This window comes from Nocardiopsis sp. TSRI0078, assembly GCF_001905145.1.
In the GTDB taxonomy this organism is placed as follows: Bacteria; Actinomycetota; Actinomycetes; order Streptosporangiales; family Streptosporangiaceae; genus Nocardiopsis.
On sequence record NZ_LWLB01000003.1, the window covers coordinates 152,819 to 165,770 of the forward strand.

Genomic DNA, 12,952 nt, shown 5'->3' on the forward strand with positions numbered 1-12,952 from the left:
CCCTGCGGCGAACGGTGATCCCCTAGGTGTCGTGGTATGACGACCAACCTGGTCACCGTGCCGTGGACTGACCGTCGTTCGCTCGGCCGCGGACGGCAGGCGTCCCCAGCAGGAGGGTGTACCCACTTGGCCTACGACGCTCGATCAATCACGGTTCTGGAGGGGCTTGAAGCAGTACGCAAGCGCCCGGGAATGTATATCGGTTCCACCGGGGAGCGGGGCCTGCACCACCTGGTCTACGAGGTGGTGGACAACTCGGTCGACGAGGCCCTGGCGGGACACGCCAGCGCCATCGAGGTGACCCTGATGGCCGACGGCGGTGTGTGCGTGGCCGACAACGGCCGCGGCATCCCCACCGACCTCCACCCCGTGGAGAAGCGCCCCGCCGTCGAGGTCGTGCTCACCACGCTGCACGCGGGCGGCAAGTTCGACGGCAAGTCCTACGCGGTCTCCGGCGGCCTGCACGGCGTCGGCGTCTCCGTCGTCAACGCGCTGTCCACCGCCCTGGAGGTGGAGATCCGCCGCGACGGCCACGTGTGGCGCCAGCGCTACGAGATGACCGCGCCCGTCGGCGAGCTCGTCAGGGGCGAGGAGACCGACGAGACCGGCACCCAGATCACCTTCTGGCCGGACGGCGGCATCTTCGAGACGACGGCGTTCACGTTCGAGACGCTCGCCCGCCGCATGCAGGAGATGGCCTTCCTCAACAAGGGGCTGTCCATCACCATCCGCGACGAGCGGCCCGAGCACACCGACGGCGGCCCGACGGTCAACACCTTCCACTACGAGGACGGGCTGTCCGACTTCGTCAAGCACATCAACACCAAGAAGGAGCCGGCGCACGCGTCGATCATCTCCTTCGAGGAGGACGGCGAGGGCATCTCGGTCGAGGTCGCCATGCAGTGGAACCAGTCCTACACCTCCTCCGTGCACACCTTCGCCAACACCATCAACACGGCTGAGGGCGGCACCCACGAGGAGGGCTTCCGCTCCGCGCTGACCACCCTGGTCAACCGGTACGCGCGCGACCAGAGGCTGCTGCGGGAGAAGGACGACAACCTCACCGGCGACGACATCCGCGAGGGCCTGACCGCGATCATCTCGGTCAAGCTGGCCGATCCCCAGTTCGAGGGCCAGACCAAGACCAAGCTGGGCAACACCGAGGCCAAGTCCTTCGTCCAGAAGGTCACCAACGAGCACCTGCGCGACTGGTTCGAGCGCAACCCGGGCGAGGCCAAGGACATCGTGTCCAAGGCCAGCCAGGCGGCGCGTGCCCGCGTGGCGGCCCGCCAGGCGCGCGACCTCACCCGGCGCAAGACCCTGCTGGAGTCCACCTCACTCCCCGGCAAGCTGTCCGACTGCCAGTCGACCAACCCGGAGGAGAGCGAGGTCTACATCGTCGAGGGCGACTCGGCGGGCGGCTCGGCCAAGGGCGGCCGCAACCCGCACAACCAGGCCATCCTGCCCATCCGGGGCAAGATCCTGAACGTCGAGAAGTCCCGGATCGACCGCATCCTCAAGAACGCCGAGGTCCAGGCGATCATCACCGCCCTGGGCACCGGCATCCACGAGGACTTCGACGCCAGCAAGCTGCGGTACCACAAGATCATCCTGATGGCCGACGCCGACGTCGACGGCCAGCACATCCGCACCCTGCTGCTCACCCTGCTGTTCCGCTTCATGAAGCCCCTGGTCGAGGCCGGCAACGTGTACATCGCCCAGCCGCCGCTGTACAAGATCAAGTGGGACCAGCGCGGCAGCGACGCGGACTACGCCTTCTCCGACCCCGAACGCGACCGCCTCATCGAGGCCGGGGTCGCGGCGGGGAAGAAGGACCCGCGCCCGCGCGACATGGTGCAGCGGTTCAAGGGCCTGGGCGAGATGAACGCCACCGAACTGTGGGACACCACGATGGACCCCGACCGGCGGGTGCTCCTCCAGGTCAGTCTGGAGGACGCGGCCCAGGCCGACGAGATGTTCAGCGTGCTCATGGGCGAGGACGTCGAGTCCCGGCGCTCCTTCATCCAGCGCAACGCCAAGGACGTCCGCTTCCTGGACATCTAGAGGGACCCCGCGTCCGGGGACTCCCGGACGGTGAACCACGTTCAAGCAAGCTTCGAAGAAGGGATCGACATCCGTGACGGATGCGAACAACCCGGACGTCCCCGAGGGGCCTGAGGGAGCGGACTCCGCTGTGGAGACCCCCGTACGGACGACCGACCGGGTCGAGCCGGTCGACATCCAGGTCGAGATGCAGCGCAGCTACCTCGACTACGCGATGTCGGTCATCGTCGGCCGTGCCCTGCCCGACGTGCGCGACGGCCTCAAGCCGGTCCACCAGCGCGTTCTCTACGCGATGTACGACGGCGGGTACCGGCCCGACCGCGGGTACTTCAAGTGCGCCCGCGTCGTCGGCGACGTGATGGGCAACTACCACCCGCACGGCGACAGCGCCATCTACGACACCCTGGTGCGACTGGCCCAGTGGTGGTCCATGCGGATGCCCCTGGTCGACCCGAACGGCAACTTCGGCTCCCCGGGCAACGACCCGGCCGCCGCCATGCGCTACACCGAGTGCAAGCTCGCGCCGCTGGCCATGGAGATGCTCCGGGACATCGACAAGGAGACCGTCGACTTCCGGCCCAACTACGACGGCCGCTCCTCCGAGCCCGTCGTGCTGCCCGCCCGGTTCCCGAACCTGCTGGTCAACGGCTCCTCGGGCATCGCGGTCGGTATGGCCACCAACATCCCGCCGCACAACCTGCGCGAGGTCGCCGACGGGGTCAACTGGTTCCTGGACCACCCCGAGGCCGAGGACGAGGAGCTGCTCGACCAGCTCATCGCCCGGGTCAAGGGCCCCGACTTCCCCACCCGCGGGGTCATCGTCGGCAAGCGCGGCATCGAGGAGGCGTACCGGACCGGGCGCGGCTCCATCACCATGCGCGCCGTGGTCGAGGTCGAGGAGGACAGCAGGGGACGCCAGACCCTGGTCATCACCGAGCTGCCCTACCAGGTCAACCCGGACAACCTCGCGCTCAAGATCGCCGACCTGGTCAAGGACGGCAAGATCACCGGCATCGCCGACGTGCGCGACGAGAGCAGCGGCCGTACCGGCCAGCGGCTGGTCATCGTGCTCAAGCGCGACGCCGTGGCCAAGGTCGTGCTGAACAACCTCTACAAGCACACCCAGCTCCAGGAGACCTTCGGCGCGAACATGCTCGCGCTGGTCGACGGTGTGCCGCGCACCCTGCGCCTGGACCAGATGATCCGGTACTGGGTCAAGCACCAGGTCGAGGTCATCATCCGACGGACGCGGTACCTGCTGCGCAAGGCCGAGGAGCGGGCGCACATCCTGCGCGCCCTGCTGCGGGCCATGGACCGCATCGACGAGGTCATCAGCCTCATCCGGGCCAGCGCCTCCGCCGACGAGGCGCGCAGCGGCCTGAGGGAGCTGCTGGAGATCGACGACATCCAGGCCCGCGCCATCCTCGACATGCAGCTGCGCAAGCTGGCCGCCCTGGAGCGCAACCAGCTCACCTCGGAGTACGACGAGCTGATGGCGCAGATCGCCGACTACAACGACATCCTGGGCTCGGAGGTCCGCCAGCGGAGCATCATCCGCGAGGAGCTCGGCGAGATCGTGGAGAAGTACGGCGACGAGCGGCGCACGCACATCATCCCCTTCGAGGGCGACATGCGCATGGAGGACTTCATCGCCGAGGAGGACGTGGTCGTCACGATCTCCCGCGGTGGATACGCCAAGCGCACGCGCATCGACAACTACCGCGCCCAGAAGCGCGGGGGCAAGGGCGTGCGCGGCGCCCAGCTCAAGCAGGACGACATCGTCCAGCACTTCTTCGTCACCACCACCCACAACTGGATCCTGTGCTTCACCAACCAGGGCCGGGTGTACCGCACGAAGGCGTACGAGCTGCCGGAGGCCGCCCGCGACGCGCGCGGACAGCACGTGGCGAACCTGCTCCCGTTCCAGCCGGGCGAGGAGATCGCGCAGATCATGGCGCTGCGCGACTACGAGGCCGCCCCGTACCTGGTGCTCGCCACCCGTGAGGGCCTGGTCAAGAAGTCCCGCCTGGAGGACTTCGACTCCGCGCGCGCGGCCGGCATCATCGCCATCAACCTGCGCGAGGGCGACGAGCTGATCGCCGCCCGGCTGGTCTTCCCCGACGACGACCTGCTGCTGATCTCCAGCGACGCCCAGGCGATCCGGTTCCCCGCCTCCGACGAGTCCCTGCGCCCCATGGGCCGGGCCACCAGCGGTGTGATCGGCATGCGGTTCCTGGAGGGCGACTACCTCCTGAGCATGGACGTCATCCGGCCCGGCGACGGGTCCACGGACGTCCTGGTCACCACGGAGAACGGCTACGCCAAGCGCACCCCGTCCGAGCAGTACCCGGTGCAGAACCGGGGCGGCAAGGGCGTGTTGACGGCCAAGGTGGTGGAGGCCCGCGGCAAGCTGGTCGGTGCCCTGATGGTCGACCCGGAGGTGGACGAGATCTTCGCGATCACCTCCGCGGGCGGGGTCATCCGCACCGGCGCCGCCGAGGTCAAGCAGTCGGGCCGCACCACCATGGGCGTGCGACTGATGAACCTGGACAAGGGCAACAAGATCGTTGCCGTGGCGCGCAACGCCGAGGCCGCCGAGGAGGAGGCCGTTGACACGGCCGACGTCTCGGTCGCCGGGGAAGGCAACCCGCAGGCCTAGACTTCGCGTTAGGCCCCATAAGGTCCGCGGGGTTCGATACTGGTGAACCCCGCGGACACCGGTAGTGCCAATCACCCGTTCTCAACGAAAGCCCAGCGGTAACGTTTCTATGTCTGACAACCAGCGGAACACCACCACGAACGAATCCGACCCGGACACGGCGGGGTCCGCCGGGGGCGGGGACGTGGAGACGGCCGAGAAGGACACGGTGGAGGCGGGGGCCGCCGTGACCGCCGAGGCCGACGAGGCGTCCGGCCAGAAGGACGCCGCCGAGGCCGGAAAGGCCTCCGGCGAGGAGGACACCACCGAGGCCGAGGAGAAGGCCTCCGAGAGGGAGAGCGCCGCCGAGGCCGACGAAGCCTCCGGCAGTGAGGACGCCGTCGGAACGGCGGACGAGCAGCCCTCGGTGCCCGCCGGACCGGACGTGGCGGAGGACCGTGCCGAAGCGGGGGGAACGCCAGTGTCCGAATCGAAGTCCTCGGTGCCGGAGAGCCCGAGCGGCCCGAGCGCCGTGAAGGCGAGTCTGTCCAGCCGGAAGGCGCACCTGACGGTCTCCCGAGTGGAGCCCTGGTCGGTGATGAAGTTCAGCTTCGTCGTCTCCCTGGTGTGCTTCATCGTCCTGTTCGTGGCGGTCGCGGTGATCTACGCGACGCTGTCGATGCTGGGCGTCTTCGACGAGCTCACCAACATGATGAACGCGCTCCTGGAGGGTGACGGCGCCGAGGACGACCTCGGCCTCAACCCGGCCGCCTGGTTCTCACCGGGGCGCGTGCTGGGCTACACCGGTGTGGTCGGCGCGCTGAACATCGTGCTGATCACCGCGCTCTCCACGGTGGGGGCGATGCTGTACAACCTGGTCGCCGACCTGGTCGGCGGCGTCGACGTGACGCTGTCCGAGGCCGAGTAGCACCGGTCGCGGGGCCCGGGCCGGCACACCCGCCGACCCGGGCCCCGCGTGTGCGCGGGCCCGTCCCGAGCACTCCCGTACGGGGGTAAAATGGGAGGTGAAGAGGGACGCGCCGGCCGCGTCCCGTCTCACTGTCCGCCTCCCGGCGGCCGGTTCGCCCCGGTCCTGCGGATGCGGTAGAGTTCCACTCGGAACGAGGGCGTATAGCTCAGTCGGTTAGAGCGCATCCCTGATAAGGATGAGGCCCCAGGTTCAAGTCCTGGTACGCCCACACAGTCTGTGCGGTTCGGAGCCTTGCTTCTCCACTCGGAGAGCAGGGCTCTTCTTCTTGCGCCCTCTCCCGGCTGTGGACAAGGGGACGAGTCTCCAAAGCCACAGGTCGCGATGTCGACACCGGGCGAAGACGCACGACGTCGCACGCACGAGGATCCGTACCGGCGACGGACGTGCCCGCCGCGGGTCCGGGTGCGGTCGCCGCGCGTCGACGGGGTCAGGCGCCATCGAGACGAATCATCATGTCGACACCACCGTCCGCGTCCGCGACCTCCGTCGGCGGGCGCGGGAGCGGCCCCCGCCCGGGGTGGGCGGAGGCCGCCGTGTCCGTCCGTGCACCCGTTACTGGTGCGGTTCGACCGTGTACCTGGGCACGGCCACCTCGGGGTTGGCGCAGGCGGTGTCCCCGCCGCCGGTGGGGACGTGGACCGGGGCCTCGGCGATGTAGAGCGACACCTCGATGCCCGTCACGGGCGCGGGCTCGCACACCCGCGGGTCGTAGTTGCCCGGGTTGGGCTGGGCCACGGTCAGCAGCGCGGTTCCTCCCGGATCCACGGTGAACGATCCGCCCCCGCCCTCGCGCTCGGCCCAGGCGCCGACACGCTCGCCCTCGGCGTCCACCCAGCTCAGACTGGCGTGCCGGTAGAGGTTGCACGGCTCCTGCGCGGGGGTGTCCCCCTCGCCGGTCCGCGTCATGGTGAACTCGATGTAGGCGGTGCCCGCGGCGGCCCGCCGCTCGTTCTCGACGATCGCGAAGTCCGACACGGTGCAGTCGCGCATCGACTCCTGCGCGGCGGCGGAGGCGGGGGCGGCGGTGACCATCGGTCCGCAGGCCAGTGCGACCGCGGCGGCGACCGCCGCGCCCCTGGCGCGGGTGCGGCCGGCGGCCGGTTCCCCAAAGGCGCGGGCGTCGTTTCCGTACCACGTCATGTCCATCGGATCTCCCTTGTTCGCGGTGGCCGTCCACCCAGTGCGATCGATCGGTGACCGGGACGGGCCAGTTGGGAGGTGGGACGCCCACCCGGGGTAAGGCGTTCACCAAGAGCCGCTCTGCATCGGTTCGGGACGGGGCCGCGAGGGCGGGCCGGGGAGGGTGACGGTCGACACGGTACGGTGATTCGCTGTCCGCGGGGTAACTCCTGTGATACGTTCAAAAGAGTTGCAGTCGTGGTTCCCGCTTGACTTTTGTGTCGGCCGGCTTCGTAGTCGGACCTTCTCCATCGTTATCACCACTCGGGAAATCATCGCAGTGGCGTTGGAAAACCCGCACAGGGCGGAATTTTCCATACTGATGTGAGGAAAGTCATTATGACTACTGGCACCGTCAAGTGGTTCAACAGCGAAAAGGGCTTCGGCTTCATCGAGCAGGACGGCGGCGGCGCCGACGTCTTCGCCCACTACTCCAACATCGAGTCCTCCGGTTACCGTGAGCTCGCCGAGGGTCAGGCCGTGCAGTTCCAGGCCACCCAGGGCCCCAAGGGTCTCCAGGCCGAGAACATCACGGTCATCTAGGAGCTTTGCTCCGTCGGACGGGGGCCGCTCTTCGTGAGCCGTGCCCTCGTCCGGTTCTTTGCTTGTTATTTTCCGGCTCGGTTTCTGGCCGTCGTCTGTTCCGACTGGCACCAGCCTTCCGCGACCCGCAGCACTCATTTACGCGTGCGGGCCGTGGACCACCGTCTTCTTGGTGCGTCACACGCGTCCTCAGAGCCTGAACAAGGCCACCACGCGTCGGGCGCTGCCCGCGAAAGGTTTTACATGCGTGCACCCAGCGGTTCCCGAAAAGGGCATAACCGTGAAAAGCACACCGGCCGCCCCGGCGCCGGCCGCCCCGGCAACCGCCGCGGCCCCTCCCCCCGGTCCTCCCGACCGGCATCCTCCTACCGTGAGTTCGCTCCCCCGGTGTCCACGACCCCGGGCCTGCCCCCGGTCGGCAGCTTCTCCGAGCTGAACCTGCCCGCGCGGCTGCTCGAGGTTCTGGAGCGCCAGGGACTGAGCTCCCCCTCGGCCATCCAGGCCGAGACCCTCCCGAACTCGCTCGCGGGACGTGACGTCCTGGGGCGCAGCCAGACCGGCTCGGGAAAGACACTGGCCTTCGGCCTGCCCCTGCTCGCTCGCCTGGAGGGGAGGACCGCCCAGCCGGGGCGGCCGCTCGCCCTGGTGCTCGCACCGACACGTGAGCTCGCCCAGCAGGTCACCGAAGCCCTCACCCCCTACGCGCGTTCGGTACGGGTCCGTGTGACGACCGTGGTCGGCGGCATGTCCCTGTCCCGCCAGGCCCAGTCCCTGCGGCGCGGCACGGAGCTGGTCGTGGCCACCCCGGGACGCCTGCGCGACCTGGTGGAGCGGGGCGACTGCCGCCTGGACCAGGTGGGCACCACCGTGCTGGACGAGGCCGATCAGATGACCGACATGGGGTTCATGCCCCAGGTCACCGCGATCCTCCAGCAGATCCCCTCCGACGGCCAGCGCATGCTCTTCTCCGCGACGCTGGACCGCAACGTCGACACCCTGGTCCGACGCTTCCTGCACGACCCGGTCGTCCACTCCGTGGACCCCTCCGAGGGTGCGGTCTCCACCATGGAGCACCACATCCTCCAGGTGACCCCCGCCGGCAAGCGCGACACCGCGACGCACATCGCCGCCCGGGACGGGCAGGTGATCATGTTCCTGGACACCAAGCGCGCCGTGGACTCCATGGCCAAGCACCTTCTCGCCAACGGCGTGAGGGCCGCCATCCTGCACGGCGGACGGTCGCAGCCGCAGCGCACGCGCACCCTCCAGCAGTTCAAGGACGGAACGGTCACCGCGCTGGTCGCGACCAACGTGGCGGCCCGAGGGATCCACGTGGACGGCCTCGACCTGGTGGTCAACATCGACCCCCCCGCCGACCACAAGGACTACCTGCACCGGGGCGGGCGTACGGCCCGGGCCGGCGCCTCGGGCAACGTGGTCACGCTCGTCCTGCCCCACGAGCGGCGGGGGATGATGCGGATGATGGACCAGGCCCGCATCGACGCCCACACCCTGAGCGTCAGCGCCGAGGACCCCGAGCTGGCTCGGGTGACGGGTGCGCGTACGCCCTCGGGCGTTCCGGCCACCCTCCCCGCCGAGCCCAAGGCGCGTACCCGTGCCTTCGGCTCCTCCACCCGGGGCAGGCGCCGCCCGCGCCGCTAGACGTAGGGCCACGGGGCCGCGCCTCTCGCGCGGCCCCGTCGTCTCCAGGGGGCCGGGACACGACACGTCGTGTCCCGGCCCCTTCGTCGTCTCCCCACGGGACCGGGGACGGCCGTCCGCACGAGGTTCCGGCGCCCGCGAGCGGCGCCCGTCCGCGTGCCGACTCGGCCGTATGTCGACTCGTCGACGCGTGGACATGTCGTCCGAGTCGGTGCCGGTCATGGCTGGTCAAGGGTCGTGGAACACCGACAGTGCCCCGAGCCTAACCGACCGTTCGGTCAGGACATAGCCGCCGAGCTGCGAAAAAACGGGACCCGGTGTAGAAAGTGCACTGGCTCACATGGCATGGTGTCCTGAGGCTCAGGCCGATGTCCCGCATTCCCCTCTTGCCATGCGTAGGGGGACGGTGCGTGGCCACGCCGCCGTGGCCACCTACGGCCAGGAGCCTGCGAGCGGACCCCGACCCCCGGTCGGCAGAGAACATACGGAGCACCAATGGCAACTTCCGACCCAACGGCCGCAGGGCCGGTCGGCGCTGACGAGACCCGGGAGCGGCGCCGCGTCCTCGCGGGCACCATGGTCGGCACCACCATCGAGTGGTACGACTTCTTCATCTACGCCCAGGCCGCGGGCCTGGTACTCGCCCCCCTGTTCCTGGCGCCCCTGTCCGACGCCAGCCCGGTGATGGCCCAGGTCCTGTCCTTCGCCACCATCGGCATCTCCTTCCTCTTCCGGCCCCTCGGCGCGATCGTCGCCGGCGCCCTCGGGGACAGGTTCGGCCGCAAGCGGGTGCTCGTCGCGACCCTCGTCCTGATGGGCCTCGCCACCTGCCTGATCGGTGTGCTGCCCACCTACGCCCAGATCGGCGTGGCCGCACCCGTCCTCCTGATCCTCCTGCGCATCGTCCAGGGCTTCTCCGCGGGCGGCGAGTGGGGCGGCGCCGCGCTGATGTCGGTGGAGCACGCGCCGGTCGGCAAGCGCGGCTTCTTCGGCGCCTACCCGCAGATCGGCGTCCCCTGCGGCATGATCATCGCGACCTTCGTCGTCTGGGTGATCACCGCCGTCATCGGTCCGGAGGCGTTCAGGGAGTGGGGCTGGCGCATCCCCTTCCTCCTGTCCTTCCTGCTGATCATCATCGGCCACCTCATCCGCAAGTCCGTGGAGGAGTCCCCGGTCTTCAAGCAGATGCAAAAGCGCAAGGCCCAGTCCTCCGCGCCCCTGGGACGGCTGTTCCGGAAGAACAGCCGGGAGGTCGTCCTCTCCGCGCTGATCTTCATCGCCAACAACGCGGCCGGATACCTCGTCATCGCCTACATGGCGACCTACGCCTCGCGGCCGGTCGAGGAGTTCGGCCTGGGCATGGAACGGGGCCCCGTGCTTCTGGCGACCACCCTCGCCTCGTTCGGCTGGCTCGTCTCCACGCTGTACGGCGGCATCCTGAGCGACAAGCTCGGCCGGGTGAGGACCTTCCAGCTCGGCTACGTGCTGCTGGCCGCCTGGTCCGTGCCGATGTGGTTCATGGTCGACACCGGCAACATCTACATGTACTTCACGGGCCTGTTCGTCTTCACGCTGACACTCGGCCTGAGCTACGGCCCCCAGTCGGCCCTGTACGCGGAGATGTTCCCGGCCGAGGTCCGCTACTCCGGCGTGTCCATCGGCTACGCCATCGGCGCGATCCTCGGCGGTGCCTTCGCGCCCATGATCGCCGAGCTCCTGCTCACCGAGACCGGCGCCTCGTGGTCGATCGGCGCCTACATCATCGTGGCCGCCGCGGTCTCCTTCATCGGCGTCTCGCTGGTCAAGGAACCCAAGGGCGTCGACCTGTACGTGGAGGGCACCGAGCCGACCCCCTCGAAGTAGGGCGGACGGCGGAGGGGGCGACGGGCCGGTAGACCGGCCCGTCGCCCCCTCGACTCGTCGCCTTGTTGCCTTGTCGCCCTGTCGACATACCGGCCGCGGCGGATCCGCGCACGTGTCCGGCGCGGTCACCCGCTCCCGGAGCTCGCCCGCTGCTGCGCCGGACCCTCGCGGTTCCGGTCCAGCTCATAGGCGGTGTTGACCAGGGCGATGTGGGAGAGCGCCTGGGGGAAGTTGCCGATCAGCCGCCCGGTGTTCGTGTCGTACTCCTCCGACAGCAGCCCCACGTCGTTGCGCAGGGACAGCAGGTGCTCGAAGATCTCCCTGCCCTCATCGACACGGCCCTGCATGACGAGGTTGTCGACGAGCCAGAACGTGCAGGGCAGGAACACCCCCTCGCCGGGAGGGAGGGCGTCCACCCTCCTGCTCGTCTCGTCCATGGAGTAGCGCTGGACCAGGCCGTCGCGGCACAGCTCCCGCTGGACGGCGTCCACGGTTCCCCGCATGCGCTCGTCGTCGGGCGGGAGGAAGCCCACGGTGCCGGCCATCAGCAGCGACGCGTCCAGGGTGGAGGAGCCGTAGTACTGCGTCAGGGTCCGGCGCTCGGGGTCGTACCCGTTCTCGCACACGTCCTGGAAGATCTCGTCGCGCAGGCGCTTCCACTCCTCCAGAGGCCCCTCCAGGCCGAACCTCTCGACCCCGCTGATGGCGCGGTCCACGGCGGTCCACGCCATGATCTTGGAGTGGGTGAAGTGCCTCCGGGGCCCGCGCATCTCCCAGATCCCGTTGTCGGGCTCACGCCAGTGCGCCTCCAGGAAGTCCATCAGGGAGCGCTGGAGCTGCCATGCGGGCTCCTTCGGCGGAATCCCGTGGACCCTGGCCTGGTGGAAGACGTCCATCACCTCGCCGTAGACGTCGAGCTGCCACTGCTGGGCGGCCTCGTTGCCGACCCTCACGGGACGGGACCCCTCGTAGCCGGACAGCCAGTCCAGCTCCAGCTCGGGCAGCCTGCGCTCCCCCTCGATCCCGTACATGATCCGCATCTGCGAGGGTTCCCCCGCGACCGCCCGCAGCAGCCATTCGCGCCAGTCGGCGGCCGCCTGTGTGTAGCCGGACTCCAGGAGAGCGAGCAGCGTCAGCGTGGCGTCGCGTATCCAGCAGTAGCGGTAGTCCCAGTTGCGCACACCGCCGATCTGCTCCGGCAGTGAGGTGGTGGCCGCGGCGACGATGCCTCCGCCGGGCGAGTGCGTCAGGGCCTTGAGGGTGATCAGTGACCGGACGACCGCGTCGCGGTACTCGCCCTCGTAGTTGCACCTGGAGGCCCACTCCCGCCAGACCTCGTCCGTGTGATCGATGAGCACGTCGGTGTTGACCGGCTCCGGGGACGGCGATCGGGGCGGGACCCAGGTGAGGACGAAGTCCACGCTGTCGCCCGCCGCGACCGCGAACTCCGTGACCGGGTCCTCGTCGGACCCGGCATCGAACTCCACGTCGGAGTCCAGGTAGCAGCTGTCGGGACCGGCGACGAGGTGCAGCCGCCGCCCGTCCTTGCGCACCCACGGGACGATCGATCCGTAGTCGAAGCGCGCCACGACCTCGGAGCGCATGCGTACGCGCCCCTCCACCCCCTCGACCCGGCGTATCAGGCAGGTGCGGTGGGCGCCGATGGGCATGCAGTCGACGACCCGCACCACACCGTCCTCGGACCGGAACTCGGTTTCCAGTACCAGGCTGTCGGGGCGGTACCGCCGTGCCTCCAGCCGGTGCTCTCCCGCCGGGGCCATGGTCCAGCGACCGTTGCCCTCATCGCCGAGCAGGGCTGCGAAGCAGGCGCCGGAATCGAACCGGGGCAGGCACAGCCAGTCCACGCTTCCGTCGGCGCCGATCAGGACCGACGTCTTCATGTCGCCCAGAAACGCGTAGTCCTCGATGGGCAGGGACAAGTCTTCGCCTTCCGTTCACAAGTGGGATGTATACGATTCCCGTCCCTCCCCGCCATCCCCTGGCGGTGCGGG

The 12,952-nt window shown here is 69.2% G+C and carries 8 protein-coding genes and 1 tRNA gene; 7 read left to right on the forward strand and 2 right to left on the reverse strand.

All coding sequences use genetic code 11. The features are described from left to right. Nucleotides 1-126: 126 nt before the first annotated feature. The 4 genes from gyrB (at nt 127) to A6A08_RS05435 (ending at nt 5,901) form a co-directional block, all read left to right on the forward strand. Nucleotides 127-2,064 (forward strand): DNA topoisomerase (ATP-hydrolyzing) subunit B, encoded by a 1,938-nt coding sequence (gyrB, locus tag A6A08_RS05420; RefSeq protein ID WP_073701407.1) that lies wholly within the window; start codon nt 127-129, stop codon nt 2,062-2,064. A gap of 73 nt (nt 2,065-2,137) precedes the next feature. Then, a complete protein-coding gene (gene gyrA, locus A6A08_RS05425) occupies nt 2,138-4,723 on the forward strand; it encodes a DNA gyrase subunit A (protein WP_073701408.1) in 2,586 nt (861 codons plus the stop codon). Nucleotides 4,724-4,832: 109 nt separating this feature from the next. Beyond that, the gene (locus A6A08_RS05430; RefSeq protein ID WP_073701409.1) at nt 4,833-5,630 is read left to right on the forward strand and encodes a DUF3566 domain-containing protein; all 798 of its coding nucleotides are present in this window, start codon (nt 4,833-4,835) and stop codon (nt 5,628-5,630) included. A 197-nt stretch (nt 5,631-5,827) separates the two neighbouring features. Beyond that, nucleotides 5,828-5,901, forward strand: a tRNA-Ile gene (locus A6A08_RS05435). 344 nt (nt 5,902-6,245) lie between these two features. Here A6A08_RS05435 and A6A08_RS05440 read toward each other — a convergent pair. Next, on the reverse strand, nt 6,246-6,833 hold the full coding sequence (locus A6A08_RS05440; protein WP_158069262.1) for a DUF4232 domain-containing protein: 588 nt from the start codon (nt 6,831-6,833) through the stop codon (nt 6,246-6,248). Between the two features lie 378 nt (nt 6,834-7,211). Here A6A08_RS05440 and A6A08_RS05445 point away from each other — a divergent pair, with 378 nt between their 5' ends. The 3 genes from A6A08_RS05445 (at nt 7,212) to A6A08_RS05455 (ending at nt 10,940) form a co-directional block, all read left to right on the forward strand. Next, complete coding sequence (locus A6A08_RS05445) at nt 7,212-7,415, forward strand: cold-shock protein (RefSeq protein ID WP_073701410.1); 204 nt, start codon at nt 7,212-7,214, stop codon at nt 7,413-7,415. A 243-nt stretch (nt 7,416-7,658) separates the two neighbouring features. Continuing rightward, entirely contained in the window at nt 7,659-9,077 is a 1,419-nt protein-coding gene (locus tag A6A08_RS05450; RefSeq protein WP_073701411.1) for a DEAD/DEAH box helicase, read from the forward strand. 495 nt (nt 9,078-9,572) lie between these two features. Beyond that, nucleotides 9,573-10,940 carry an MFS transporter gene (locus A6A08_RS05455; protein ID WP_073701412.1) on the forward strand — a complete coding sequence of 456 codons (1,368 nt, stop codon included), beginning with the start codon at nt 9,573-9,575 and terminating at the stop codon, nt 10,938-10,940. 125 nt (nt 10,941-11,065) lie between these two features. Here A6A08_RS05455 and A6A08_RS05460 read toward each other — a convergent pair whose 3' ends face one another. Next, on the reverse strand, nt 11,066-12,841 hold the full coding sequence (locus A6A08_RS05460) for a glycoside hydrolase family 15 protein (protein WP_378700518.1): 1,776 nt from the start codon (nt 12,839-12,841) through the stop codon (nt 11,066-11,068). Between the last annotated feature and the right edge of the window lie 111 nt (nt 12,842-12,952).